The organism is Actinoallomurus sp. CA-150999, from assembly GCF_050942425.1.
Taxonomy (GTDB): Bacteria; Actinomycetota; Actinomycetes; order Streptosporangiales; family Streptosporangiaceae; genus Actinoallomurus.
Window position 1 is genome coordinate 8,895,348 of record NZ_CP192063.1, and the last position, 24,299, is coordinate 8,919,646.

The following is a 24,299-nucleotide window of genomic DNA, read 5'->3' on the forward strand; positions in this document are numbered from 1 at the left end:
TTAACAGGCGGACGGCGGTGGAGTGTCGCCGAGGACCGCTTTGAGCGCGGCCGTGAACGCGTCGTCGGTGGCGGCGTCCCGGACGGCGACGCGCAGCCAGTCGGGCCCCAGGCCTGGGAAGGTGTCGCCGCGCCGCAACGCGTAGCCGCGTTCGCGCAGTGCCGCGCGTACGGCCAGGCCGCCCGGCGTGTCGGGGACGCGCACGCACAGGAACGAGGCCCGCGCCTCGGGCACGACGTGCAGGCCGAGCGCGCGGATCGCGTCCGCCAGCCGGTCGCGTTCGACCTGCAGGTCGCGGGCCCAGGCGTCCGCCTCGGCGAGGGCCCGCGGGCTCGTGCAGGCCTCGGCCGCCACCAGGGCGGGGGTGGACACCGACCACAGCGGCTGTGCCTCGGCCAGGCGGGCGATCAGGGACGGCTCGGCGAGGACGTAGCCGACGCGCAGGCCCGCCAGGCCCCACGTCTTGGTGAGGCTGCGGATGACGACCAGCCCGGGGACCCCGGCCTCGGACGCCAGGCTCTCGGTCTCGCCGGGGACGCAGTCCATGAACGCCTCGTCCACCACGAGCGTCCGGCCCGGCCGGGCGAGCGCGGCGATCGCCGCCGCCGGGTGCAGCACCGACGTGGGATTGGTCGGATTGCCGATCATGACGAGGTCGGCATCCTCCGGCACCACCCCGGCCTGCAAGCCACCGTCCTCCGGCGCCGCGCCGCCACGCAAACCGCCGCCCTCAGACGCCGCGTCGCCCCGCAGGCGGCCGCCCTCAGGCGTCGTAGCGAGCCGGAAGTCGCCGTGCAGGATGACCCGGTCCGGCTCGTGGCCCGCGGCGCGGAGGGCGGCCTCCGGCTCGGTGAACTGCGGGTGCACGACCACCGCGCGCCGGGGTGCGAGGACCCGGGCGAGGAGGACGAACGCCTCCGCGGCGCCGGCGGTCAGCAGGACCTCATCGGGGGTACGGCCGTGGCGGCGGGCCACCGCCGCCCGCGCGCGGGCGGCGTCGGGGTAGGCGGCGAGCCCGGCGACGCTGTCGCGCAGCAGCGCGGCGAGCCAGTCGGGCGGGGTGCCCGGCCGTACGTTGACCGCGAGGTCCACCAGTCCGGGACCGACCTCCTGGTCGCCGTGGTGGCGCAGGTCCACGTCAGTTGGCATGGGCGTGCGACGGGTCGTCCGGATGGGCGTGCGCGTGCGGGCCGTGATGGTGGTGGCCGTGCGCGGGGTCGTCCGGGTGGTGGTGCGGGAGCTGCGGCGCGCCGACGCGGTCCTCGAAGCCCGGCATGGCGATGCGGTAGACGCAGGTGTCGCAGTTCATGCGGATGTCGCCGGCCAGGGCCTCCTCGTAGCGTTCGAGGACGACGTCGGCGAGGCCGTCGCAGTCGCCGATCACGTCGGCGCACCGCACCTCCAGTCCCTCGTACGCCCCCGCCTGCTCTGCCACGCGGTCCGGCAGGACGCCGGGGAACAGGAAGTACGGCAGCACGACGACGCGGCGCGCGCCGAGCCGGCGGCAGCGTTCGAGGCCCTCGGGGACGTCGGGCCGGGCCAACGATACGAACGCCGGCTCGACCATGCCCAGTCCCCGGCCCTCCCACAACAGCCGGGCGACCTTGTGGATCTCGGCGTTGGCGTCCGGGTCGGTCGAGCCGCGGCCGACGAGCAGCACGGCGGTGTCGGCGCGCTCGGCCGGGTCCAGGACGGCCGACAGCCGCTCGTCCAGGAGGTCCAGCAGCCCCGGGTGGGGGCCGAGCGGGCGGCCGTAGGCGTACGACAGCCCGGGCCGGCGCGCCCGCTCGCGGGCCAGCGCGCCGGGGATGTCGCCCTTGCCGTGCCCGGCGGCCACGAGGACGAGCGGCACGGCGGCGAGGCGCCGGTGCCCGGCCTCGTACAGCGCGGCCACGGCGTCGGTGAGCGGCGGTGGCGACAGCTCGATGAAGCCCCCGGACACGTCGGCCGGCAGCCGGCCCCGCACCCGCTCGACGAACCGGCCGAACTCCTCGGCCCCGCTCTCGTCCCGGGTTCCGTGCCCGACCAGCAGCAGCGGCGTCATGCGTTCCCTTCTCCCTCGACGGTGCCCTCGTGGTAGAGGAGGGCGTTGAGCGCGGCGGCGGCGACCGCGGAGCCGCCCTTCTCGGAGACGTTGCTGACGGCGGGCAGCCCGCTCTTCCGCAGCGCCTCCTTGGACTCGGCGGCCCCGACGAACCCGACCGGCAGCCCGATCACCAGGGCCGGATCGACGTCGCGCGCGATGATCTCCTCCAGAGCGGTCGGCGCGCAGCCGACCACCCAGATCGCGCCCTTGCCGACCTCGGCGTACGACAGGCGGATCGCCGCCGCCGAGCGCGTGATGCCCGCCGCCCGGGCCATTCGCGCGGCGGCCGGGTCCGCGACGGAGCAGATCGTCTCGCGCGCGGTGATCCCGGCGGCGACCATGGCGACGTCGGTGACGATCGGCGCGCCGGCGCGCAGCGCCCGCAGTCCGCGTTCGAGGTGGGCCTCGTCGGTGACGAGGTCGACGGCGTACTCGACGTCCGCGCTGGCGTGGATGACCCGCTCGGCGACGGCCCGCCACAGCGGCGGCATCGGGCTGAGGTCGACCCGCGACCGCAGGATCTCGTACGACCGTTCCTCGATCGGATGGATGGTCCTGGTGTTCATGTTCCGCTCCCGTAGCGCTGCTCGAACCGGCCTGCCCTCCACAGGACGGCCGCGACGAGCCAGGAGATGACGAAGACGGCGACGATTCCGTAGCCGAGGTACTCGAAGCGGTCGGCGAGGGAGGCGTAGGAGTCCAGGAACGCCGCGCCGGCGTACTTCGCGAGCAGGTCGGCGAGGTACACGCTGCCGATGAACCCGGCGATCAGTACCGTCATCGCGGTGGTCGCCATGTTGTAGTAGAGCTTGCGCGCCGGGCCGCGGAACGCCCAGGAGTACGCGCGGGTCATCAGCAGGCTGTCGCAGGTGTCCAGCGCGCTCATCCCGGACGCGAACAGCAGCGGGAGGGTCAGCGTCGCCAGCAGCGGCAGCGCGCCCTGGCTGGCGCTCTGCGCCGCCAGCCCGAGAAGGGTGACCTCCGAGGCGGTCTCCAGGCCCAGGCCGAACAGCAGGCCGACCGGGTACATGTGCCACGACGACCTGATCAGCGTGCGGGCCCGCCCGCCGAGCATGCGGTTCATCAGGCCGCGGTTGAGGAGCTGGAGCTCCAGCTCCTTCTCGTCCATCTCACCGCGGGTCATCCGCCGCCACAGCCCGGCGATGCCGCGCAGCACGACCGCGTTGAGGGCCGCGACCAGCAGCAGGAAGCCCATCGCCACGACGACCGAGATCGCGCCGCCGACCTGCCGGAAGGAGTCGATCTGCGCGGTCGTCGCCGCGCCCGCCGCCAGCGCGATCACCGTGGAGAGTACGAGGACGACGGTCGAGTGGCCCATGGCGAAGAAGAAGCCGACGCCGACGGACCGGCGGCCGCGCTGCAGCATGAGGCGGGTGGTGTCGTCGATGGCGGCGATGTGGTCGGCGTCGAACGCGTGCCGCATGCCGAGGACGTACGCGGTCACACCGGCGGCGGTGAACGAACCGGCCGCCGCCAGGTTGTGGGAGTAGTAGAAGTACAGCGACCAGCCGACGACGTGCAGGATCGCGATGATGCCGAGGATCCCGGACAGGCGCATGCGTTCGGCGCGCGTCCAGGTCCCGGCCACCGCTTGCACGGGGGGTGTCGTCACAGGGCCTCCTTCGCCGACCCGACGATCCGGGTCACGGGAGTTCTTCGATGGCGTCGACGGGGCAGATCTCGGCGCATTCGCCGCATCCGGTGCAGCGGTCGGGCAGGACGCGCAGCGGGTCGCCGCCGTGCGCGGCCCATCCGGCGTCCGGGCGGATGGCGTGTTCGGGGCAGGTGAGGAGGCAGGCTCCGCAGCCCTGGCAGCGTCCGGTGACGCGTACGGTCAGGCCCATCGGTACCCGCGCGGGGTGACGAAGCGCCCGGCGACGGCGCGGCTGCGGCTGGATCCGACGATGACGACCGTGAACATGTCGATCCGCGCCGGGTCGAGCTCGGCGAGGGTGGTGAGCGTCACCGTCTGGTCGGGGCGGGTGGCGTTGCGGACGTACCCGACCGGCGTCTCCGGCGGGCGGCGGGCGGCGAGGATCGCCAGGGCCTTCGGCAGCTGCCAGTCGCGGGCCCGGCTGCGCGGGTTGTAGAAGCACACCGTGAAGTCGCCCACGGCCGCGGCGGTGACCCTCCGTTCGATGACCTCCCAGGGGGTGTGCAGGTCGGACAGGGAGATGTACGCGTGGTCGTGGCCGAGCGGCGCGCCGAGCAGGTTCGACGCCGCCACCGCGGCCGTGATGCCGGGCACGCCCTCGACGTCGATGCCGGCGTCGGCGAACTCCAGCGCCGGGCTGGCCATGGCGTAGACGCCGGCGTCGCCGGAGCCGACGAGCGCGACGGCGTTCCCGGCCGAAGCCTCGGCGACGGCGGTACGGGCGCGTTCCTCCTCCTGGCCGAGGCCGGACGCGATGACGCGGGTGCCGGGGCGGAGGAGGTCGCGGACCTGGTCGAGATACTGGTCGAGGCCGACGACGACGGACGCCCGCTGCAGCACGGCGATCGCCTTCGGGGTGAGCAGGTCGCGCGCGCCGGGGCCGAGGCCGACGATCGACAGGCGCCCGCGGGGCCTCAGCCGCGCGATCGCGGCGGTGGCATTGGCCGACTTGCGCTTCTCCACGACGAGTTCGGCGTCCCGGCCGTGCTCGCGCGCGCCGCGCAGGGCGGCGGCCTCGGCGACGCTGGGCGTGCCGACCTCGGCGCGGACCACCTCGGAGGGGTTGGGGACGGCGACGGCGGCGAGGTCCTCGGCCGGGTAGGTGACGACCTCCCAGCCGCGTGCGGCCGCCGCCTGGAGGATGCCCTCCTCGTCGGCCTTCAGGTCGACGGTCGCCAGGCACCGCACCGACACCGGGTCGAGCGCGGCGGCGGCCAGGGCCTCGTCGACCAGCGCGCCGACCTCCTCGGCGGAGACGCCGCGCGCCGAGCCGACGCCGACGACGAGGGACTTCGGCCGGTAGACGAGCGCGCCGCCGAACCAGCCCTCGTGACACATGCAGTCCATCTCGGCGTGGTCGGTGACGAGGATGCGGTGGGCGGCGTCCTCGGCGTCCGGGGTGACGTTCGGCGGCAGCGGGGGCAGCGGCCGGCCTTCGGCGCCCTCGATCCGCACCGGCTCACCGGACAGCACGGCCGCGCCGACGTGGGCGAGCAGGTCGGGGTTGTGCACGGTGAACCCGAGGTCGGCACCGTACGAGTCCAGCGGGGTGACGTTGCTCCGGTCGCTGGCGGTGGTCACCACCGGCGTGCAGCCGAGCACACCCGTGAGCCGGTGCGCGAGAAGGTTGGCCCCGTGGTGGCCGCCGAGGACGGCGACGGCGAACGCCATCGACTCGTCCACGCAGACGACGGCGGGGTCGGTGGTCTTGTGGCCGAGCAGCGGCGCGAGGACGCGTACGGTCGCGCCGACGGCCAGGAAGCTCACGATGGCGTCACAGGTCCGCCACGCCTCGCGCAGCGCGTCGCCGGCCTTCTCGGCCGTCAGGACGCGAACCTCGTCCGGCCAGGCCGCCCGCAGCGTCTCCGCCGCCGTCCGCCCGCTCGCCGTCGCCGCGACGACCCCGATCCGCCGCGCACCCGGCTGCTCCGTCACCACCCGCTCTGCCCCGTCCGCTCCGCCGCCGCATGGCCGCTCGCCGTCGCCACGACGACGCCATGGCGCCGCGCGTCCGTCCGGTTCGCCGCCGTACGGGCGCCCACTCGCGCCGCGACGACGCCGATCCGCCCCACGCCCATCCGCCCCATCACAGCGTCGCCTCCGATCCGGGCCGCGCCCGTTCGCTCGCCGTCGCCGCGACGACGACGCCGGTCCGCCGCGCGTCCGTCCGGTCTGCTGCCTGTTCCACCGCCGCATGGACGCTCACCGCCACCGGCTGCTCCGCCGCCGTGTGGCCGCTCGCCGTCGCCGCGACGACCCTGATCCGCCGCGTGCCCACAGGCTTCGTCACCGTCCGCTCCAACCCGTCTGCCCCGCCGCCGCATGGACGCTCGCCGTCGCCACGACGACCCGATCGGCCGCGTGCCCGCCAGTTCCGTCACAGCGTCTCCTCCGCCCCGTTCCGCGCCCGTCGACTCCGTCACCGCGCTGCCCCGGATCCGCCGCGCGCCTGGCCGCCCTGTCACCGCAGCCTTCCCGTCAGCACGAACACCGGGTTCTGCGCGTCCAGGCGGAACGACCCGCCGGGCAGGTCCGCGAACCGCGACGCGGCCAGCTGCACGCCCTCGACCGCGTAGCCGGCGTCGGCGAGCAGCCGGCGGGCGGTCGCCGCCCGGTCGACCGCCGCGAACGTCGCCACCGCCGTCTCCGGACGGCGCGCGAGGGCACCGCTGAGCGCGTCGAGGCCGCCGCCTCCGACGAAGACCGCGTCCGGGTCGGGCAGCCCGTCGTACGCCTCGGGCGCGGCGCCCTCGACGATCCGTACGCCGGTCGAGCGGGCGTTGCGCCGGATGAGTTCGCAGGCGGCCGGGTCGCGCTCGATCGCGATCACGGCCGCGTGGTGCTCGGCGCACTCGACGCCGACCGAGCCGCTGCCCGCGCCGACGTCCCAGATCAGCGTGCCGAGCGTCGGCCGCAGCCGCGACAGGACGACGGCGCGCACCTCCCACTTGGTGATCATCCCGGCGCGGTGCTCGTAGGTGTCGTCGGCGTAGGCCCAGCCGTCCGGCGGCGCGGCGGGCTGGTCGTGCACGCGACGGCCCGTACGGTGCGCGAGCCCATCCTGCGCGAGCCTGTCCTGCGCGGATCCGTCCTGCGCGGATCCGTTCAACGCGGATCCGTTCAACGCGAGCCCGTTCAGCGCGGATCCGTTCAGCGCGTCGCCGCCCGGACGGCCGAGGGCGTCAGGACCGTCGGGCGAGCCGCCCGCTGTACGGCCTGCAGCGTTCGTACGGCCGGCCTCGGCACGGTCGGCGTCCATGCGGCCGGCCATGTCCGTGCGACCGGCAGCCACCGCACGACCGGCGGTGTCCATACCACCCACGGCCTCCGTGCGGCCGGCAGCCGCCGCACGACCGGGGCCCGTATGGCTCCCGGCGTCCGATGGGATCGCGCGTCCGGCGCCGAGGCGGTGCTCGTCGAGGGCGATGACGAGGTTCGGGTCGGACCAGTCGCGGGTCGCGGCCTCGGCGGGGGTGCAGCGGACGACCCGCTCCTCGGGGCCGCCGAGGCGTTCGGCCACCCACAGGACGCGGTCCCAGCCGGCGAGTTCGGCGCCGATCTCGCCGGGGCCGCAGGCGGGCGAGGTGAGGACGGCGACCTTGGGCATCGCCCGGCAGGCGTTGACGGCCGTGCGCGGGTCGCGGCCGTGCGCGCTGACCACGACGGCGTCCTCCCACGGCAGGCCGATCCGGGCGAACGCGGCGGCCACCGAGGAGACGGCGGGCAGGGCCTCCGGGGCGTGCCCGTGCTCGCGCAGCGACCGCAGGATGCCGAAGAACCCCGGGTCGCCGCTGGCGAGCACCACGACGTCGTCGCCGGCCGCCGCGTCGATCTCGGCCAGCGCCGCCGGGACGTCGCCCAGCACGATCCGGCGGGCGTGCTCCGGCGGGCGTACCGCCTCCAAGTGCCGCCGCCCGCCGACCACCAGCGAGGCCTTCTGGAGCCGGTCCATCGCCGTCTGGGGCAGCGGCGAGCCGTCGTAGCCCACGACCGTGATCATCGGGCGAGCCGCCCGTACATCGCGATCATCCGCTTGCCGGTGAAGTCGACGAGGACCACCTGCGCCGCAACGCCGTTCGCGCCGGGCACCTTGGCGGCCTCGTCCTCGGCGAAATGCTCCAGGACCCCGGCGACGCGGCGGCACAGTTCGCGGCCCGCGCGGCCGAGCAGGCCGGCGGACTCCCACAGCTCGTACGCGTGCCGGGCGGTGTTGGCCTCGGCGACCTCCGCGGCGACGTCGTCCGGCCCGCCGATCGCGGTGGTGATCTCGCCGAGCAGCGCGGTGTCGACCCTCGAGCGCGTGTAGTGCGTCATGAGCACGCCGGACGCGAGCTTGGTGAGCTTGCCGGCCATCCCGACGAACACCACCTGGGTGATGCCGTGCTCCACGGCCCGCCGCAGCGCCGCGCCGGTGAAGTCGCCGACCTCGACGAAGCACACGTCGGGCAGCTTCGGCAGCATCGCCATCGCGCCCTGCTCGGTACGGCCGCCGGTGCACAGGACCAGCGTCTTCTCCCCTTGGGCGGCCATCACCGACACCGCCTGCTCGACGCTCGCCCGCCACGACGCCGTCGAGAACGGGCGGACGATCCCGGTCGTGCCCAGGATCGAGATGCCGCCCAGGATGCCGAGCCGTTTGTTCGTGGTCTTGCGTGCCATCTTCTCCCCGTCGGGCACCGAGATGACGACGCGCACTCCTCGGGTGTTCAGGTCCACCGACTCCCCCACCGCCTGTTGGATCATCCGTCGTGGCACCGGGTTGATCGCCGGGCCGCCGAGCTCCAGGCCGAGCCCGGGCTTGGTGACGACCCCCACGCCGACGCCTCCGTCCAGCTCGATGCCCGGTTCGTCCCGCCACGAGACCGCGGCCGTCAGATGGGCACCGTGCGTGACGTCAGGGTCGTCTCCCGCGTCCTTGATCACCACTGCTTCGGCCCGCCCGTCGCCGATCCGGCAGGAGTCCACCGCGAACGTCACCCGGTTGCCCGACGGCAGCGCCACCTCGACGACCTCCGGGGCGACGCCCGTGACCAGCGCCTCCGCCGCGGCCTTGGCCGCCGCCGAGGCGCAGGTACCGGTCGTCCAGCCGGTGCGCAGCGCCTTGCCGCGGACCTTCATGGTCCGCGGCATGTCGGGTTCGTAGGGGGTGCTCATCACCCGCTCAGCCGCCCCGCAGCGCCTTGCGCGCCGTACGGTCCGCGCGGCGGTGGCCGTGGAAGTGCCCAGGGTGGTACAGGTGCGAGCGGGTGCCGCCGGCCTCGAGCGCGGCGCCGACCAGCACGAGCGTGTGCTTCCACAGCTTGTGCTGCTTCACGGTCTCTTCCAGCGCGTCCAGGCGGCAGCGCACGATCAGCTCGTCGGGCCAGGTGCATTGGTAGGCGACCACGCAGGGCGTCTCGGGCGGGTACCCGCCCTCCAGGAGCTCCTCCTGCAGCTGCTTCGACCGCGCCGCCGACAGGAACAGCGCCATCGTCGTGCCGTGCCGGGCGAACTCCCGGACCTCCTCCCCCGGCGGCATCGGCGTCTTCCCGCCGCCGAGCCGGGTGAGGACCACCGACTGGGCGACCTCGGGGATCGTCAGCTCCCGGCCGACCGCGGCGGCGACGGCGGAGAAGCTGGACACGCCCGGCACCACCTCGGTGTCCAGGTCGAGCTCCCGGCAGCGGTCGAGCTGCTCCTGCAGCGCCCCCCACAGCGCGGGGTCGCCGGAGTGGATGCGCGCCACGGTCAGCCCCTCGGCGACCGCGCGCTCGTAGTACGGCAGCACGCCCTCCATGGGCAGGCGCGCCGAGTCGACGATCTCCGCGTCCGGGCGGGCGTGCTGGAGCACGTCCTCGTGGACCAGGCTCGCCGCCCAGATCACCACGTCCGCCTCGGCGATCGCCTTCGCGGCCCGGAACGTCAGCAGGTCCGCCGCGCCCGGCCCCGCCCCGACGAACACCACGCGTCCGCTCATTCTCTCCCTCTCAGCTTCCCGCCGGTGGTCGTCCGGCGGCCCGGCACGATCAGCGTCGACAGGTACGGCACCGGCCCCTCGAGGCCCTTCGCCGCACGGACCTCCTCGTCCGGCAGGCCCAGCCGCGCGCCGTACACCGCGTCGTCGAGCCGCCCGGCGTCCCGTACGACGGCGAGGGTCTCCTCGGCGACCCGGCCGAACTTGTACGCCACGACGGTGTCGCAGATCTCCAGCGCCGCGCGCAGTCCATCGGTGCCGCCGGTCAGCGGCAGCAGGCACAGCGACTCGTCGCCCTCGGTCAGGACGGTCCCCGACCGCGCGGCGAGGTCCTGCATGGCGGTGACGCCCGGCACGGTCTCGACCTCGACGTCCGGCTCCCGCTCGCGTACGGTCCGGGCCAGGTAGGTGAAGGTCGAGTAGACGTTCGGGTCGCCGATCGTCGCGAACGCCACCGTCCGCGCCCCGTCGGCGAACGCCTCGACGACCCGGCGCGCGGCGGCGTCCCAGGCGGTCACCCGGCGCTCGCTCAACCCGCCGGTGTCGTTCAGCGCGAACACCACGCGCTCGGCCTTGTCGGTGTAGGCGCGCACGACCGATTCGGCGCGGCCCGGCTCGTCCAGCGCCATGACGGGGACGAGCACGACGTCCGCCTCGCGCAGGACCCGCACGCCGCGGACGGTGACGAGCTCCGGGTCGCCCGGCCCGACGCCGACGCCGACGAGCCTCGGTTTCTCCTGGTTCATTGCAGTTCGCCGTCCAGCAGGCCGAACAGCACGGCGTCGACCCGCCCGGCCGGCGTGAGCACGGCCTGGCGCAGCACGCCCTCCCGGGTGAAGCCCGCCTTCTCCGCGACGCCCTGCGAGGCGTGGTTGCCGACGGCGGCCAGCAGCTCGACCCGGTGCATCCCCTTCTCGAACGCGTACGCGGAGGCGCCGCGCGTCGCCTCGACGGCGTACCCCTTGCGCCGGGCCCACGGCGCGATCCAGTAGCCGATCTCGACGCGGCCGTCCGTCCACTCCGCGCGGTCGAGGCCGAGGGCGCCGACGAGCCGGTCGCCGCCCACGATCGCGAAGTTGACGCCGCGGGCCGGATCGATGTGGGCGTACGTGACGCACCAGGCGAGCGCGGTCTCGGCGGTCTGGGCGGGCGCCCAGGCCATCCAGCGGAGGAGCTCGGGGTCGCGGCTCGCGGCCAGGACGTCGTCGGCGTCGTCCTCCTCGAACGGGCGCAGCAGCAGCCGCCGGGTCTCCAACAGCACACCCTCGTCGAACGTCATCGGCACGCTCCCGCGAAACGGCTCGCCATCTCCGGACTACCAGCCCAATGGAGATGAAGGTAGGACGCAAGACGGTTCCGGCCGGCGAATCCCTCCGGCCCGGACCCCGGCCATCGCCAGGCGGGTTCGGCGCCCGGCCCGGAGACCACCGCCGTGCGATGAAACTCATGCCCCCGGAAGCGCTCACCCGTCCGGGTCACCGGCGAGTCGGCCACCGCGACCGCCTCGCGGTAGCCGAGGGTGAGCCGGGAGGTCATGCGCGCCTCCGCGTCGACGACCCCGCACATCGGCGCGCCGTCGAGGGTTCGGGCGAGGTAGAGCAGACCGGCGCACTCGGCGTAGATCGGCCCGTCGAACGCGGCGACCTGGCGGCGCAGCGGTTCGTTGGCCGCGAGTTCGGGAGCGTACATCTCGGGGAAGCCGCCGCCGATCACGACGCCGCGCGTGCCCTCCGGCAGCGCCTCGTCCCGCAGCGGGTCGAACGGGACGACCTCCGCCCCGGCGGCGTTCAGGAGCTCGTCGTTCTCCGTGTAGCCGAACGTGAACGCCGGACCACCCGCGACCGCGACAACAGGACGCGCACCCGCGAACTCCGGCTCCGCCGGGTCCCAGGGGTCGGCCGTGATCGGCGGTGCGCCGTGGGCGAGGGCGAGCAGGCCCTGCAGGTCGCAGGACTCGGCCACAAGGGCGCCGAGCCGCTCGACGGTCCGTACGGCGTCGGCGCTGCGCTCGGCCGCCGGGATGAGGCCCAGGTGACGCGACGGGGTGCCGGCGTCCGCGTGGCGCCGCAGCACGCCGAGCACGGGCAGCCCGGTCTCCTCGATCGCCGCCCGGCAGATCCGCTCGTGCCGGTCGGACCCGACCCGGTTGAGGATCACGCCGCCGATCCGCACCGTGGAGTCGTACGTCACGAAGCCGTGGACCAGCGCGGCGACCGAGCGGCCGGCCGACGAGGCGTCCACGACGAGGACGACCGGCGCGTCCAGGAGCCGGGCCACGTGCGCCGTGGAGGCGAACCCGCCCCCGCCGGCGGCCTCGGCCCCGTCGAACAGCCCCATAACGCCCTCGATCACGGCGACGTCCGCGCCCCGCGCCCCGTGCAGGAACAGCGGCGCGACGAGGTCCTCCGACGTCAGCCACGGATCGAGGTTGCGACCGGACCGCCCGGCCGCGAGCGCGTGGTAGCCGGGGTCGATGTAGTCCGGTCCGACCTTGTGCGGCGAGACGTCGAGCCCGCACGCGGTCAGCGCGGCCATCAGCCCCGTCGCGACCGTCGTCTTGCCGCTCCCGGAGGCGGGAGCGGCGATGACGAGACGCGGGATCCTCACCGGACCGCCCGCGCGATCGGGGACACGGTCACCATTCGATGCCCTTCTGGCCCTTCTGGCCGGCGTCCATGGGGTGCTTGACCTTCCCCATCTCGGTGACGAGGTCGGCGAGCTCCACCAGACGCGGGTCGGCGTCGCGGCCGGTGATGACGACGTGCTGGTACCCCGGGCGGTCCCGCAGCGTCGCGACGACGTCCTCGACGTCCACCCATCCCCACTTCATCGGGTAGGTGAACTCGTCCAGCACGTACAGCGTGTAGGTCTCGGCGGCGAGGTCGCGCTTGATCTGCTCCCAGCCCTCGCGCGCGTCCGCCGCGTGGTCCTCCTCGGTTCCGGGCCGCTGGATCCACGACCAGCCCTCGCCCATCTTGTGCCAGGTGACCGGGCCGCCCTCGCCGGACTCGCCGAGGACGCGCAGGGCCCGCTCCTCGCCGATGCGCCACTTGGCGGACTTGACGAACTGGAACACCCCGATCGGCCAGCCCTGGTTCCAGCCGCGCAGGGCCAGTCCGAAGGCGGCGGTGGACTTGCCCTTGCCCGGCCCGGTGTGGACGACCACCAGGGGCCGGTTGCGGCGCTGGCGGGTCGTGAGCCCGTCATCGGGCACCTGCGACGGCTTTCCCTGCGGCATGTCAGTCCTCCCGTACGACGACGGTCACGAACTCATCGTCGAGATTGATCTTTCGTTCCGGGGTCACGCCGCCGCCCTGCTGTCGTTGACGACACTGGTGAGGGCGTCGGCGGCCAGTTCCTCCAGCCGGACGACCTCGGCGCCGAGGCGGGCGGCGATCCCGCCGGCGAGCCCGAGGCGTACGGGGCCGTGCTCGCAGTCGACCACGACGGCGGTGACGCCGTGCAGGAGTCCGGCGGCGCGCAGCGCGTCGGCGGGTGAGCCGTGGGTCGCCCGGCCGTCGGTCACGAGGACGAGCAGCGGACGGCGGGCGGGGTCGCGCAGGCGTTCGCCGCGCAGCACGTCGGCGGCGCGCAGCAGTCCCGCGGCGAGCGGGGTACGCCCGCCGGTGGGCAGGGTCTCGAGGCGGCGGGCCCCGGCCTCGACGGAGGAGGTGGGGGGCAGCGCGAGCTCGGCGGACGTGCCCCGGAAGGTGATCAGGCCGACCTTGTCGCGGCGCTGGTAGGCGTCGAGGAGGAGGCTGAGCACGGCGCCCTTCACCGCGCGCATCCGCTGCCGGGCGGCCATCGAGCCGCTCGCGTCGACGACGAACAGCACCAGGTTGCCCTCCCTGCCCTCCCGGACGCGTTCGCGCAGGTCGCCGGAGCGGATCACCAGCCCGGGGCCGGTGCGGCCGCGGGCGCGCTGGTGCGGGGCGGCGGCGAGGAGCGTCGCGGTCAGGTGCAGCGAACGCGCGCCCGGACGCGCGCCGGTCGTCCGGCCGTACGGTGTGCGGGCGCGCGAGCGGCGGCCCGGCGCGCCGTCGCCGAGGCCCGGCACGGTGAACACCCGCGTCCGGTAGACGGCGTCGGCGGGCGCGGGTTCCGGGGAGTCCACCCGGGTGCGCTCTTCGTCGTCCTCGTCCGACGCGCCCTCGCCCGACAGCGCCTGCTCGATGTCGACCAGCGGCCCCTCGCGGGCGTCTCGCCCGTCGGAGTCGCCGGGCCCGTCCGGGCCGGAGCCGTCCGGCCCGGGGCCGTCGGGCCCGTCGTCCGGGCCGGGGTCGTCGGGATCCTCGTCGTCAGGCTTGCGCCGGGCGTCCCAGTCGACCGTCATGTCCGGGTCGGGTCCGGTGTCCGGCTCGCTTCCCCCGCGTGGCTGGGGCACGTCCGGCTCGGAGGCGTCGTCGGAGTCGTAGCCGCCGGTGTTCTCGAGGACGTCGTCGAGCTTGTCCTCGTCCAGGCCCGGCGCGTCGAAGGGGTCGCGGCGGCGCCGGTGCGGGAGGGCGAGCCGGGCGGCGATACGGACGTCGGCGGCGGTGACGACGGTCCGGTCGTGCCAGGCGGCGAGGGCCATCGCGGCGCGGGCCATCACGATGTCGGCGCGCAGCCCGTCCACCTCGAACGCGGCGCACACCGCCGTGATCTGGCGCAGCGCGCCGTCCGGCAGCACGACCTCGGAGAGCCTGGCGCGGGCCTGGCCGATCCGCCAGGCCAGCTCGGCCTCGGCCCGCGCCCAGCCGAGCGTGAACGCCGCGGGATCGGCCTCGTAGGCCAGGCGCCGCCGGACGACCTCCGCCCGTTCCTCCGGGTCCCGGGTGGCCGCCACCTCCACCGTCAGGCCGAACCGGTCGAGCAGCTGCGGCCGCAGCTCGCCCTCTTCGGGGTTCATCGTGCCGACCAGCAGGAACCGGGAGGCGTGCCGGATGGAGACGCCCTCGCGCTCGACGTACGAGTGCCCCATCGCGGCGGCGTCGAGAAGGAGGTCCACGAGGTGGTCGTGGAGCAGGTTCACCTCGTCGACGTACAGGACGCCGCGGTGGGCCTCGGCCAGCAGGCCGGGCTGGTATGCCTGGACGCCCTCGGTCAGGGCGCGTTCGAGGTCGAGCGAGCCGGTGAGGCGGTCCTCGGCGGCGCCGATCGGCAGCTCGACGAGCCGCGCCGGCCGGACCAGCGTGCCGTCGTCGTCGACGTGCGGCCCGTCGGGGCACTGCGGGTCCGGCGCCTGCGGGTCGCAGGAGAACCGGCAGTCCGCCACGACCGTGACGTCCGGCAGCAGCGCGGCGAGGCCCCGCACGATGGTGGACTTGGCGGTGCCCTTCTCGCCACGGACCAGCACGCCGCCGACGGCCGGGGAGACCGCGTTGATCAGGAGGGCGAGCTTGAGGTCGTCCAGCCCCGTGATGGCGGAGAACGGATAGGTGTTCACCCGGTGGTCGTCCTTTCCTCGGGTTAACGCGCCCGTAGGTGGCCTGGCATCGGCGGCCGGAGTCTCCTGGCTCCCGGCTCGCCGCCCGCCCTCGACCTTCCGGCTCACGCCGTGGCCATTCTTGAGGAAGAACTCCCCGGTCACAGTTGCGCGACAGCCCCGGATTCACACCGGGTTCCTCCGCGTATCGCCGGAAGACAGCATGACATATCCGGTCTGGCCCGCGACACCGCAGGTCCGACGCAGGGGCATCGCGGCCCCGGCACAGGGACACTGCGGGTCCGGCGCAGGGAGAGCGCAGGTTCGGCGCAGAGCCTCGGGCCCGTGCCGGATCGACGTCGATCTGCTTGAATAGAACGTGTTCTAGTTTCGAGGAGGCGCGCGGATGAGGCTCGGCATCAACGTCGGCTACTGGCAGCGGGATCCGGAGGACGCCACCGAGACGGTGCTGGCCGCCGAACGGCTCGGCTACGAATACGTCTTCACCGCCGAGGCGTACGGTTCCGACGCCTTCACCACGCTCGCCTGGTACGGCGCCCGGACGTCGCGCATCAAACTGGGCACGGCGGTGGTCCAGATGTCCGCCCGTACCCCCGCCGCGACCGCCATGCACGCGCTGACCCTCGACGCACTGTCCGGCGGCCGGCTCACCCTCGGCATCGGCGCGTCCGGCCCTCAGGTCGTCGAGGGCTGGTACGGCGTGCCGTTCGCCCGGCCGCTGGAGCGCACGCGCGAGTACGTCCGGATCATGCGGGACGTCTGGCGGCGCGAGGAGCCGGTGACCTCCGCCGGCCCCCACTACCCGCTGCCGCTGCCGCCGTCGGCGTACGCTCCCGGCCGCGTCACCGGCCTCGGCAAGCCGCTCAAGTCGATCGTCCATCCCGTACGCCCGCGGATCCCGGTGTACCTCGGCGCGGAGGGCCCGAAGAACATCGCCCTCGCCACCGAGATCGCGGACGGCTGGCTGCCCCTCTTCGTCGATCCGACGCAGATCGAGGCGGTGTTCGGCGCGTCGCTGGCGGGCCGCAGGGAGGGGTTCGACATCGCCGCGACCGTGACGACGATCGTGACGGACGACCTGGCGACCGCGCTGGAGTTCGCCAAGATCCCGCTGGCGTTCTACATCGGCGGGATGGGCGCCAAGGACCGCAACTTCCACCTCGACCTGATCGGGCGGCTGGGCTACGCCGAGGAGGCCGTACGCGTGCAGGAGCTGTTCCTGTCGGGCCGGCGCGACGAGGCGATCAAGGCGGTGCCGGACGAGCTGGCCGACTCCATCTCCCTGCTCGGCCCGATCGGCCGCATCAAGGAACGCCTCCGGCTGTGGCAGGACTCCCCCGTGACCACGCTCCTCATCGCCGGAGTGAAGGACGAACCGACCCTGAAGGCCATCCGCGACCTCGTCGAGTCCTGAGATCCCTAGTTCCAAGCGCGGGAGAGCATCCACGTGCCGGTCGCCTGGTCGTGACGCAGTTCGTACACGCCGATCGCCCGGTCCGGGGTGGCCTCGACGCGCCAGAACTCCCGCTCGGCGCCTTCCGGGGCCTCAGGGTGCCGTTCGTGCCACCAGTCGCGGGTGGTGACCCAGCGATCCAGGACGCGCAGCACCGTGTAGAGCCGGCCGCGCCAGACGAAGCGCGAGGGCCTGCCGTCGCTGACCCAGACCTCGACCGGGTCGCCGTACACCCGGCTCATCGGCCGCCGCCCGGCGCGTCTCCACGCCCCACAAACCCTTCGCTCGCTCCGCCCACGCGGGCCGCCCACCTTCCGGATCGATGACAGGGAGTGAGCCTGGGGGAAGGCAGGCGACAAGTTCGAACATACGTTCGGAAGTGGGTTTTGTAAAGCGCCGGCCGGCAGGCGACCTCTCAGTCGGCCGGCGACCGCCGCGACTCAGCGGCCGAGGGAGTGCGCGATCGCCTCGGCGGCGCGCGCGGGGTCGGCGGCGTCCGCCTGGCCGCCTCGGCCCCACAGGTACGACCAAGCGATGCGGGACGTCGGCATGGCGACCACCATCACGCTCCGCCCGCCGGCCGGCTCGACCACGCGCAGCATCGGCTCTTCGGCCCCGACCAGCACGCCGCGCAGACCGCGGGCCTCGACCTCGCGGGCGAGCGCCTCCAGGTGGCGGCGCCGCGGCCCGGACGGGGAATCCGCAGTGGCGGCCATGGGTTGCCACCCCTCTCGCGCTTGGACGATACGGCAGGAAGGGGTACGCCCTAGGGCGTTGAACAGGTAGGGTGCCATCCGGTGGCAAAAGGTGCCCAGATGGCAACGGTGAGTGACCTTCCCTGTCAGGATGTCCTCCCCCACTTTGACGTGCAAGTATTTTCGGACAAATAGATCAGACGGATTCGGCATCACCCGTGCACAGTTCAACGGCCCTTCCGCGGTCCGGCCGAGGGTTTCGGCCTCACCCACCGCGGCCCACCACCACTCCCCCCTCTTCTCGGCATTCCCGCAGGACGCTCGCCATGGAGGCGCCCCATGTCCGATGGCCGTAGTCCAACCGTTCGCCGCCGCCGGCTCGGAATGGAACTGCGGAGGCTCCGCGAAGCCGCGGGTCTCATGATCGAAGACGTCGCGAAGCACCTGGAGTGCTCGATGTCACGCGTCAGCCGCATCGAGACCGGCAAGTCGGTGGCGCGCATCCGCGACGTACGGGACATGCTCGACCTCTACGGGCTGCCCGAGGGCGCACAGCGCGACCAGCTCCTCGGGCTCGCCAAGGACGCCCAGCAGCGCGGCTGGTGGACCGAGTACGAAGCGGTGCTGTCCACGTCCGCGGGTCTGGACACCTACATCGGCCTGGAGGCCTCCGCCGCGTCCATTCGAACGTTCCAGACTCATCTGGTGCCGGGTCTCCTGCAGACCGAGGAGTACGCCCGCGCGCTGATCAAGGCGGGCCGGCCGGGCGAGACCCCCGAGAACGTCGACCGGCGCATCGCGCTGCGCACCCGCCGCCAGGCCATGCTGCAGGAGCCCGGCCGCCTGGAGCTGTGGACCGTGATCGATGAGGCGGTCCTACGCCGGCCGATCGGCGGCATCACCGTGATGCGTTCTCAGCTGATGCGGCTGCTCGAGGCCGCCGAGCTGCCCGGCGTCACCATCCAGGTACTGCCGTTCGCGCGTGGCGCCCACCCGGGCGTCGACGGGGCCTTCACGATCATCGGCTTTCCCGACCCCACCGACCTGGACGTCGTCTACATCGACTGTCCCGCAGGGAACATCTTCCTCGAGAAGGAAAAGGACGTCCGCCGTCACACGACCTGGTTCGACCATCTGCGGGCCGCTGCGCTGCCACCCGACGAGTCAGCCGAGTTCATCGCGGCGGCGGCGGACGAGTTCAAGAGTGCGTCCCCGTACCCGCGGGGGTGATTTAGCAGAGAGGAGAGCAGGGGATGAGTGGCCACCCCGATCTCACCGACGTCGGCTGGCGCAAGAGCAGCCGCAGTTCCAACAATGCCGACTGCGTCGAGGTCGCCGTGATCGACGGCTCCGACGACTGACACATATCTCATGCCCAGCCGACCGCGGGAGTTCGCTCCCGCGGTCCCTCTGCGTCGGGTTAAGATCGCCACATGCTGCCCTGGTCGGCCGAGCTCGCCGGACGCATCGACGAACACGACTTCACGAGCGACCTGCTGCGCGACAATCCTCTCGGCGACCCGCACCGGCGGCCGCTGTGGGTGTACGTCCCGCCGGGGTACGACGACGCGCCGGACCGCCGCTACCCCGCGGTCTATGTGATCCAGGGCTACACCGGCTCGCTGCCGATGTGGCGCAACCGCCCGCCGTGGCGGCAGCCCTTCCCGGAGTTGGCCGACCAGGTGTTCGCGCGCGGCGAGGCGCCGCCGGTGATCGTGGTCTACGTCGACGCCTGGACGGCGGTCGGCGGCAGCCAGTTCCTCGACTCCCCCGGCACCGGGCGCTACCACTCGTACCTGTGCGAGGAGATCGTGCCGTGGGTCGACGCGCACTACCGGACGCTCGCCGACCGGGACCACCGCGCGATCAGCGGCAAGTCCAGCGGCGGCTACGGCGCGATGATCACGCCGATGCTGAGGCCGGACGTGTTCGGCGCGCTCGCCACGCACGCGGGCGACGCCCTGTTCGACGTCTGCTACCGCTCGGAGTTCCCCAAGACGGCCCGCGTCCTGCGCGACGCGTACGACGGCTCGATCGAGAAGTTCCTCGCCGACTTCCGGGGTCGGCTCGCCGGCACCAAGGAGACCGACTTCCCGCTCATCGAGATCTACGGGTACTCCGCGGCGTACTCCGCCGACGAGGACGGCACCGTCCGCCTGCCGTTCGACGACACCGGCGACGTCATCCCCGAGGTCTGGGAGCGCTGGCTGGCCAACGACCCGGTGCTGATGGCCCGGCGCCCGGAGTACGCCGAGGCGCTGCGCTCGCTGCGGGCCGTCTGGATCGACGCGGGCACCAAGGACGAGTACCACCTCGACTTCGGCGCCGTCGCCTTCCGCCGCGCGATCGCGGCCGCCGGCGTGACGGACGACGCGGTCCACTTCGAGCTGTTCGACGCGGGCCACGGCGCCATCGAGTACCGCTATCCCCTCTCCCTCGCCTGGCTCGCCGAGCGCCTCACCCCCTGACTCCGACGCTCACGGCCGGGACTGGGCCCGGGCGCGGAACGCCGCGGTCTTGACCCGGTTCTGGCACGCGGTGGAGCAGAAGCGGCGCATGCCGTTGCGCGAGGTGTCGACATAGACCCGGTCGCAGTGCGGCGCCGTGCACACGCCGAGCCGGTCGTACAGCTCGCCGCCGAGGACCACGGCCAGGCCGGTGGCGCACGGAGCCGCCCACTCGGCGGCGAGTCCGTCCCTCGCGCCGTGGAAGTGAATGTGCCAGGGCTCCCCGTCATGGCGGGTGAGCCGCGGCCTGGCCTGCGTCTCCTCGAGCAGCCGGTTGACCTGTTCCGCGGCGGCGTCGAGGTCTCCGGCGGCGACCGCCTCGAAGACGACGCGCAGTTCGCGCGCGATGGCGGTCAGCTCACCGACCTGTGACTCGGTGATCTCGGCGCGCCGGCTGACGGCACGCAGCACCTCGGTGGCGGCCTCCGCCCGGGCCGTGGCGTCCGGCAGCCGGTACGGCCGCCCGCGCCGCTCGCCCTCCGTGAGGGCGTTGACCAGGCCGACGGCGCTCGCCACCACGACGTCCATGTGACTGTTGAAGTTCACTTGACCAGTTACGCCTCTCGATCTAGCGTGTCACTGGCAAAAGCTTATACGCCAGTTACGGAGGGGCTCATGTCAGCACTCACCCGCGACGTCGCCGACCGTTGGATCACCCGCTGGGACCGCCAGCAGGAGGGCTTCCTCCCTGACCGTGAAGAGCGGTTCACCGCCCTCATCGACGCGGTCGCCGCCGGCGTCGGGAGGCCCGACCCCCTCGTCCTGGACCTGGGCTGCGGACCGGGCTCGCTGTCGGCCCGACTGCTCGACCGCCTCCCCCAGGCCCGGGTCATCGCCATCGACACCGACCCGCTGCTGCTGTCGCTGGGGCGCGCGCTGCACGCCGGCCGGGACAGCCTCACGTTCGCCGACCTCGACCTGCGCGTGCCCGGGTGGGCGGCCCGGCTGCGCCTGGACCGGGAGGTGGACGCCGCGGTGAGCACCACCGCCCTCCACTGGATCTCCGAGGCGGAGCTGCGGGTGACGTACGGCGAACTGGCCACCGTGATGCGCCCCGGCGGCCTGTTCCTCAACGGCGACAACTTCTCGGCCGAGGACGCCACCCCCGTCATCGCCCGGCTCGACCGCGCCCTGCAGGAGCTCGAGACCGAGCGGCGATTCGCCGGAAACCGGCCGGAGGGCTGGCGGCAGTGGTGGGACGCTGCCGCCGCGGACCCGGTGCTCGGCGGTCTCAAGGAGGCCCGCGACGCCTCCGCCGCCGGCCATCACGGCTCCGAGTCCGGCCTGCTGTCCACGCACGTCCGCGTCCTCCGGGAGACCGGCTTCGGCGAGGTCGGCCCGCTGTGGCAGCACGGCGACAACCGCATCCTGTGCGCCGTACGGTGACCGGCGCCTGATCGAACCGATCCCGGGTCGTAGCGGAGACGCAGACCGTTTCCCCGGCGGTCACTGCGAACGTCATCGCAGCGACCGCCGGAGATCAGGGGCCGGACCGATCAGGAGGGCATCGGGGCGGTGGCCGACATCCGCGCGGTGAGGATGTGCTTGCGCTGGTCCCTCTGGTCGGTCAGCACCGGCATGGCGATGAGAAGGGCCTGCGCCACCGGCTCAGTCCGAAGACGGCCGGGCCGTACGGTGCGGGTCAGTCCGAGGATGGCCGGGCCGTACGGTGCGGGACCGTGACGGCGATCAGGACGGCGACGGTGACGAGTCCCGCCGCGACCATGAACCCGAGGCGGTAGCCGCCGGCCGCGGCGGCGACGGCGGACGCACCGTGGCCCGCGAGCGTACGGCCGTGGGCGGCCGAGAGGGTCGCCAGGACCGCCAGCCCGACGGCCGCTCCCACCTGCGTCGTCGTGTTGATGAGGCCGGAGGCGAGACCCGCGTCGCTCGGGGTGGCGTCCGACATGGCCAGCGCGGCCAGCGCCGGGAACGCGATGCCGACGCCGGTGCCGATGAGGACCACCGCGGGTAGGACGTCGATCAGGTAGGCGCCGTCCACGGGCGCGCGGGCGAACAGCACGAGACCCACGGCGGCCAGCGTCAGCCCACTGAGCAGCGTCGCCCGGACGCTGAACGCCGTGATGAGGCGTTCGGCGAAGCGCAGCGAGACGGTGGCCATCACGACGGTCGTGGGCAGGAAGGCGAGCCCGGTCCGCAGCGCGTCGTAGCCGAGCACGCGCTGGAGGTAGAGCACGCCGAGGAAGAACATGCCGAACATCCCGGAGACCGCCAATGCCTGGACCGCGTTGGCGCCGGTGACGTTCCGCGAGCGGAAGATCCGCAGCGGCACCAGCGGGCTGCGCGCCGTCGCCTCCCGTACGACGAAGGCGGTCAGCAGCACGAGCGTGACGGCGGCGAGTTCGAGCGTGCGCGGCGCGGTCCAGCCCTGGGCCGCCGCCGGGTCGACGATGGTGTAGACGCCGAGCATCAGCGCGGCGGTGATGAGGACGGCGCCGAGGACGTCCGTGCCCGCCCCGAACCCGAGGCCCTTGTCCCGGTCGAGCACCCGCAGGGACAGCACGAGCGTCGCCACGCCGACCGGCAGGTTGATGAAGAAGATCCAGTGCCAGTTCAGCGCCTGCGTCAGCAACCCGCCGGCGAGCAGCCCGGCCGAGCCGCCGGCGGACGCGACGAAGCTGTAGACGCCGATGGCCTTCGCCTGCTCCCGCGGCTCGGGGAACAGCGTGACGATCATCCCGAGGATCACGGACGAGGTCATCGCACCGCCGACGCCCTGGACGAACCGCGCCGCGATCAGCGCCGCCGGTCCCTGCGCGAGCCCGCAGGCGAGCGACGCGGCCGTGAAGACCACGAGGCCGGTGATGAAGACACCCCGGCGGGAGACCAGGTCGCCGAGTCGCCCGGCGAGCAGCAGCAGTCCGCCGAAGGCGATCAGATAGGCGTTGACCACCCAGGCGAGGCCGGAAGAGGAGAAGCCCAGGTCACGTTGGATGGCGGGCAGCGCGACGTTCACCACCGTCGCGTCGATGACGATCAGCAGCATGCCGCCGCACAGCACGACGAGCGCGAGCCATCGGGCACGGTCGCTCACCGCCGGTGCGATCAGCTCGGGTTCGGTCGATTCGACGGTGTCGTACATGTGGGGTCCTTAGGGGTTTCGAAGGCGTCACCCCAAACAGACCGCCGCCGGCGAGAGAACTCATCGCCGCACCGTCAAGATCTATTATCGCCGTCGGCGATACCGCGGCCTCGAGCCCTTCCCGGGCTGAACGAACCGAGATCGGCCGGCCCCCTTCTCGGGCTGAACGAACCGCCTGCGGAGATCGGCCAGACCTCTTCCCCGCCCGACGGGCAGCCGTCGGCCCGGGGATCCGTCGCCGTCGCCGAGATCCGAGCCGGACCGCCCAGGGGGTTCTGGCCCTCTGGGTCAGCTCTCCGGGAGGCTGGCGCGGAAGAGGACGCCGGCGCCGGTCGCCTCGATCGGGCCGCCGCGGTGCTCGGCGAACGCGGCCTCGCCGCGGCTCAGCCCGGTCGTCCGGCCGTCGCGGCGCAGCTCCACCCGGCCGTCCGTGCACAGCAGCAGCTGCGGGCCGCCCGAGGGAAGCACCGCGTCGTCCGCGACGTCCACGCGCGACAGCCGGAACTCCGGCGCCGGGGTGAGGTAGACCTCCTCTTCGCCGTGGCGGACGGGGTCGAGCACGTCCGGGCGTCCGGGTTCGAAGGAGGCGAGGTGCAGCAGTTCGGGCACGTCGACGTGCTTGGGCGTCAGCCCGGCCCGCAGGACGTTGTCGGAGCCGGCCATCAGCTCCACGGCCGTGCCGTCGAGGTAGGCGTGCGGCACGCGCGGCGGGACGTACATGGCCTGGCCGGGGGCGAGCCGTACCTCGTTCATCAGCATCGCGAGGATGACGCCCATGTCGCCCGGGTAGCGCTCGGCCAGCGAGGCGTACGGCTCCCCGGCGATGGCGGCGGCCTCCGGCACGACCGCGTCCGGTGACGGCCAGGTGAGCAGCGTCTTCACCGCAGCGCGCAGGTCGCCCGCGGTCAGGAGGTCCGCGACCGGGCGCAGCGCCGGGACCTTCGCCAGGAGTTCGGCGCTCTCGCCCGGGTCGCGCAGGCCGCACAGGGCGTGCACGTCGGTCAGCGCGCACAGCAGCTCGGGCTTGGGCCAGTCGTCCTTGTAGTTGCGCGCCGGGTCGCCGAGCGGGGTCCGTTCCGCGGCGAATCCGCGCTCGGCCTGCTCCCGGTCCGGGTGGACCTGCAGGGACAGGGGCGCGGCGATCGCGAGGACCTTCAGCAGGAACGGCAGCCGCGGTCCGAACCGCGCGACGGCGGCGGGTCCGAGGGTCGCCTCCGGGTCGGCGGCGATGTGCTCGTCCAGGGACGGGCCGCCGGGCAGCCGCGACGGGGCGGCGGGGTGCGCGCCGATCCACAGCTCCGCCTGCGGCCGCTCGGTGGGCGACGGCAGGCCGAGGAGGTCGGCGAGCACGGTGTGCGATCCCCAGGCGTACTCCTGGACGGGGTTCTGCAGACGTTCCATG

General features: G+C 73.6%; 26 protein-coding genes and 1 riboswitch. Of the genes, 5 read left to right on the top strand and 21 right to left on the bottom strand.

The genetic code is table 11. The annotated features are described in order from the left end of the window. From cobC to ACQP2O_RS41210, 16 genes are all read right to left on the bottom strand, one after another. Positions 1–1,149: an Rv2231c family pyridoxal phosphate-dependent protein CobC gene (gene cobC, locus ACQP2O_RS41135; RefSeq protein WP_433174614.1), complete on the bottom strand. Its 1,149-nt coding sequence runs from the start codon at positions 1,147–1,149 to the stop codon at positions 1–3. Beyond that, positions 1,139–2,044 carry a sirohydrochlorin chelatase gene (locus ACQP2O_RS41140; protein WP_433174615.1) on the bottom strand — a complete coding sequence of 302 codons (906 nt, stop codon included), beginning with the start codon at positions 2,042–2,044 and terminating at the stop codon, positions 1,139–1,141. The genes cobC and ACQP2O_RS41140 overlap by 11 nt, the downstream gene beginning before the upstream one ends. Next, the gene (locus ACQP2O_RS41145; protein WP_433174616.1) at positions 2,041–2,652 is read right to left on the bottom strand and encodes a precorrin-8X methylmutase; all 612 of its coding nucleotides are present in this window, start codon (positions 2,650–2,652) and stop codon (positions 2,041–2,043) included. Before ACQP2O_RS41145 ends, ACQP2O_RS41140 begins: the two co-directional genes overlap by 4 nt. Further along, complete coding sequence (locus ACQP2O_RS41150; RefSeq protein WP_433174617.1) at positions 2,649–3,719, bottom strand: HoxN/HupN/NixA family nickel/cobalt transporter; 1,071 nt, start codon at positions 3,717–3,719, stop codon at positions 2,649–2,651. Before ACQP2O_RS41150 ends, ACQP2O_RS41145 begins: the two co-directional genes overlap by 4 nt. A 31-nt stretch (positions 3,720–3,750) precedes the next feature. Next, the gene (locus ACQP2O_RS41155; protein WP_360883844.1) at positions 3,751–3,951 is read right to left on the bottom strand and encodes a 4Fe-4S binding protein; all 201 of its coding nucleotides are present in this window, start codon (positions 3,949–3,951) and stop codon (positions 3,751–3,753) included. Next, positions 3,942–5,696 (bottom strand): precorrin-3B C(17)-methyltransferase, encoded by a 1,755-nt coding sequence (gene cobJ, locus ACQP2O_RS41160; RefSeq protein ID WP_433174618.1) that lies wholly within the window; start codon positions 5,694–5,696, stop codon positions 3,942–3,944. The genes ACQP2O_RS41155 and cobJ overlap by 10 nt, the downstream gene beginning before the upstream one ends. Beyond that, positions 5,693–5,839, bottom strand: a complete 147-nt coding sequence (locus ACQP2O_RS41165) for a hypothetical protein (protein WP_433174619.1) — start codon at positions 5,837–5,839, stop codon at positions 5,693–5,695. The genes cobJ and ACQP2O_RS41165 overlap by 4 nt, the downstream gene beginning before the upstream one ends. Positions 5,840–5,847: 8 nt before the next feature. After that, positions 5,848–6,051, bottom strand: a complete 204-nt coding sequence (locus ACQP2O_RS41170) for a hypothetical protein (protein ID WP_433174620.1) — start codon at positions 6,049–6,051, stop codon at positions 5,848–5,850. A 171-nt stretch (positions 6,052–6,222) separates the two neighbouring features. Then, positions 6,223–7,761 (bottom strand): precorrin-6y C5,15-methyltransferase (decarboxylating) subunit CbiE, encoded by a 1,539-nt coding sequence (cbiE, locus tag ACQP2O_RS41175; protein ID WP_433174621.1) that lies wholly within the window; start codon positions 7,759–7,761, stop codon positions 6,223–6,225. Continuing rightward, positions 7,758–8,915 (bottom strand): cobalt-precorrin-5B (C(1))-methyltransferase, encoded by a 1,158-nt coding sequence (locus ACQP2O_RS41180; protein ID WP_433174622.1) that lies wholly within the window; start codon positions 8,913–8,915, stop codon positions 7,758–7,760. The genes cbiE and ACQP2O_RS41180 overlap by 4 nt, the downstream gene beginning before the upstream one ends. Before the next feature lie 7 nt (positions 8,916–8,922). After that, positions 8,923–9,717 (bottom strand): precorrin-4 C(11)-methyltransferase, encoded by a 795-nt coding sequence (gene cobM / locus ACQP2O_RS41185; protein WP_433174623.1) that lies wholly within the window; start codon positions 9,715–9,717, stop codon positions 8,923–8,925. Beyond that, the gene (cobI, locus tag ACQP2O_RS41190; RefSeq protein ID WP_433174624.1) at positions 9,714–10,460 is read right to left on the bottom strand and encodes a precorrin-2 C(20)-methyltransferase; all 747 of its coding nucleotides are present in this window, start codon (positions 10,458–10,460) and stop codon (positions 9,714–9,716) included. The genes cobM and cobI overlap by 4 nt, the downstream gene beginning before the upstream one ends. Continuing rightward, positions 10,457–10,993: a GNAT family N-acetyltransferase gene (locus ACQP2O_RS41195; protein WP_433174625.1), complete on the bottom strand. Its 537-nt coding sequence runs from the start codon at positions 10,991–10,993 to the stop codon at positions 10,457–10,459. The genes cobI and ACQP2O_RS41195 overlap by 4 nt, the downstream gene beginning before the upstream one ends. Further along, a complete protein-coding gene (locus ACQP2O_RS41200; protein ID WP_433174626.1) occupies positions 10,990–12,321 on the bottom strand; it encodes a cobyrinate a,c-diamide synthase in 1,332 nt (443 codons plus the stop codon). The genes ACQP2O_RS41195 and ACQP2O_RS41200 overlap by 4 nt, the downstream gene beginning before the upstream one ends. Before the next feature lie 28 nt (positions 12,322–12,349). Then, entirely contained in the window at positions 12,350–12,952 is a 603-nt protein-coding gene (gene cobO, locus ACQP2O_RS41205) for a cob(I)yrinic acid a,c-diamide adenosyltransferase (protein WP_433174627.1), read from the bottom strand. A gap of 63 nt (positions 12,953–13,015) precedes the next feature. Continuing rightward, positions 13,016–15,139 (bottom strand): putative cobaltochelatase, encoded by a 2,124-nt coding sequence (locus ACQP2O_RS41210; protein WP_433174628.1) that lies wholly within the window; start codon positions 15,137–15,139, stop codon positions 13,016–13,018. 59 nt (positions 15,140–15,198) lie between these two features. Next, positions 15,199–15,320, bottom strand: a riboswitch (cobalamin riboswitch). Positions 15,321–15,524: 204 nt separating this feature from the next. On the opposite strand from ACQP2O_RS41210, the gene ACQP2O_RS41215 reads away from it, so the two are divergent. After that, on the top strand, positions 15,525–16,553 hold the full coding sequence (locus tag ACQP2O_RS41215; RefSeq protein WP_433174629.1) for an LLM class F420-dependent oxidoreductase: 1,029 nt from the start codon (positions 15,525–15,527) through the stop codon (positions 16,551–16,553). Between the two features lie 5 nt (positions 16,554–16,558). On the opposite strand, the gene ACQP2O_RS41220 is transcribed toward ACQP2O_RS41215, so the two are convergent. Then, positions 16,559–16,834 carry a DUF6504 family protein gene (locus ACQP2O_RS41220; protein ID WP_433174630.1) on the bottom strand — a complete coding sequence of 92 codons (276 nt, stop codon included), beginning with the start codon at positions 16,832–16,834 and terminating at the stop codon, positions 16,559–16,561. 198 nt (positions 16,835–17,032) lie between these two features. Beyond that, positions 17,033–17,308: a hypothetical protein gene (locus ACQP2O_RS41225; RefSeq protein ID WP_433174631.1), complete on the bottom strand. Its 276-nt coding sequence runs from the start codon at positions 17,306–17,308 to the stop codon at positions 17,033–17,035. Between the two features lie 363 nt (positions 17,309–17,671). On the opposite strand from ACQP2O_RS41225, the gene ACQP2O_RS41230 reads away from it, so the two are divergent. The 3 genes from ACQP2O_RS41230 to ACQP2O_RS41240 all read left to right on the top strand — a co-directional run bounded on the left by ACQP2O_RS41230 (position 17,672) and on the right by ACQP2O_RS41240 (position 19,755). After that, positions 17,672–18,517 carry a helix-turn-helix domain-containing protein gene (locus ACQP2O_RS41230; RefSeq protein WP_433191315.1) on the top strand — a complete coding sequence of 282 codons (846 nt, stop codon included), beginning with the start codon at positions 17,672–17,674 and terminating at the stop codon, positions 18,515–18,517. A 23-nt stretch (positions 18,518–18,540) separates the two neighbouring features. Further along, complete coding sequence (locus ACQP2O_RS41235; RefSeq protein WP_433174632.1) at positions 18,541–18,648, top strand: DUF397 domain-containing protein; 108 nt, start codon at positions 18,541–18,543, stop codon at positions 18,646–18,648. 72 nt (positions 18,649–18,720) lie between these two features. Next, positions 18,721–19,755, top strand: coding sequence for an alpha/beta hydrolase (locus tag ACQP2O_RS41240; RefSeq protein ID WP_433174633.1), 1,035 nt, complete (start codon positions 18,721–18,723; stop codon positions 19,753–19,755). Positions 19,756–19,764: 9 nt separating this feature from the next. Here ACQP2O_RS41240 and ACQP2O_RS41245 read toward each other — a convergent pair whose 3' ends face one another. Next, positions 19,765–20,340 (bottom strand): CGNR zinc finger domain-containing protein, encoded by a 576-nt coding sequence (locus ACQP2O_RS41245; protein WP_433174634.1) that lies wholly within the window; start codon positions 20,338–20,340, stop codon positions 19,765–19,767. A 69-nt stretch (positions 20,341–20,409) separates the two neighbouring features. On the opposite strand from ACQP2O_RS41245, the gene ACQP2O_RS41250 reads away from it, so the two are divergent. Then, on the top strand, positions 20,410–21,180 hold the full coding sequence (locus tag ACQP2O_RS41250; protein ID WP_433174635.1) for a class I SAM-dependent methyltransferase: 771 nt from the start codon (positions 20,410–20,412) through the stop codon (positions 21,178–21,180). A gap of 256 nt (positions 21,181–21,436) precedes the next feature. Here ACQP2O_RS41250 and ACQP2O_RS41255 read toward each other — a convergent pair whose 3' ends face one another. Next, complete coding sequence (locus ACQP2O_RS41255; RefSeq protein ID WP_433174636.1) at positions 21,437–22,897, bottom strand: DHA2 family efflux MFS transporter permease subunit; 1,461 nt, start codon at positions 22,895–22,897, stop codon at positions 21,437–21,439. Between the two features lie 288 nt (positions 22,898–23,185). After that, complete coding sequence (gene manA / locus ACQP2O_RS41260) at positions 23,186–24,298, bottom strand: mannose-6-phosphate isomerase, class I (RefSeq protein ID WP_433174637.1); 1,113 nt, start codon at positions 24,296–24,298, stop codon at positions 23,186–23,188. Position 24,299 lies beyond the last annotated feature (1 nt).

Bases quoted from the DNA above. Each gene is read 5' to 3' on its own strand.
- cobC (WP_433174614.1), bottom strand. From the start codon at position 1,149: ATGCCAACTGACGTGGACCTGCGCCACCACGGCGACCAGGAGGTCGGT.
- ACQP2O_RS41140 (WP_433174615.1), bottom strand. From the start codon at position 2,044: ATGACGCCGCTGCTGCTGGTCGGGCACGGAACCCGGGACGAGAGCGGG.
- ACQP2O_RS41145 (WP_433174616.1), bottom strand. From the start codon at position 2,652: ATGAACACCAGGACCATCCATCCGATCGAGGAACGGTCGTACGAGATC.
- ACQP2O_RS41155 (WP_360883844.1), bottom strand. From the start codon at position 3,951: ATGGGCCTGACCGTACGCGTCACCGGACGCTGCCAGGGCTGCGGAGCC.
- ACQP2O_RS41165 (WP_433174619.1), bottom strand. From the start codon at position 5,839: ATGGGCGTGGGGCGGATCGGCGTCGTCGCGGCGCGAGTGGGCGCCCGT.
- cbiE (WP_433174621.1), bottom strand. From the start codon at position 7,761: ATGATCACGGTCGTGGGCTACGACGGCTCGCCGCTGCCCCAGACGGCG.
- ACQP2O_RS41180 (WP_433174622.1), bottom strand. From the start codon at position 8,915: ATGAGCACCCCCTACGAACCCGACATGCCGCGGACCATGAAGGTCCGC.
- cobM (WP_433174623.1), bottom strand. From the start codon at position 9,717: ATGAGCGGACGCGTGGTGTTCGTCGGGGCGGGGCCGGGCGCGGCGGAC.
- cobI (WP_433174624.1), bottom strand. From the start codon at position 10,460: ATGAACCAGGAGAAACCGAGGCTCGTCGGCGTCGGCGTCGGGCCGGGC.
- ACQP2O_RS41195 (WP_433174625.1), bottom strand. From the start codon at position 10,993: ATGACGTTCGACGAGGGTGTGCTGTTGGAGACCCGGCGGCTGCTGCTG.
- cobO (WP_433174627.1), bottom strand. From the start codon at position 12,952: ATGCCGCAGGGAAAGCCGTCGCAGGTGCCCGATGACGGGCTCACGACC.
- ACQP2O_RS41215 (WP_433174629.1), top strand. From the start codon at position 15,525: ATGAGGCTCGGCATCAACGTCGGCTACTGGCAGCGGGATCCGGAGGAC.
- ACQP2O_RS41220 (WP_433174630.1), bottom strand. From the start codon at position 16,834: ATGAGCCGGGTGTACGGCGACCCGGTCGAGGTCTGGGTCAGCGACGGC.
- ACQP2O_RS41225 (WP_433174631.1), bottom strand. From the start codon at position 17,308: ATGGCCGCCACTGCGGATTCCCCGTCCGGGCCGCGGCGCCGCCACCTG.
- ACQP2O_RS41230 (WP_433191315.1), top strand. From the start codon at position 17,672: ATGGAACTGCGGAGGCTCCGCGAAGCCGCGGGTCTCATGATCGAAGAC.
- ACQP2O_RS41235 (WP_433174632.1), top strand. From the start codon at position 18,541: ATGAGTGGCCACCCCGATCTCACCGACGTCGGCTGGCGCAAGAGCAGC.
- ACQP2O_RS41240 (WP_433174633.1), top strand. From the start codon at position 18,721: ATGCTGCCCTGGTCGGCCGAGCTCGCCGGACGCATCGACGAACACGAC.
- ACQP2O_RS41250 (WP_433174635.1), top strand. From the start codon at position 20,410: ATGTCAGCACTCACCCGCGACGTCGCCGACCGTTGGATCACCCGCTGG.
- ACQP2O_RS41255 (WP_433174636.1), bottom strand. From the start codon at position 22,897: ATGTACGACACCGTCGAATCGACCGAACCCGAGCTGATCGCACCGGCG.
- manA (WP_433174637.1), bottom strand. From the start codon at position 24,298: ATGGAACGTCTGCAGAACCCCGTCCAGGAGTACGCCTGGGGATCGCAC.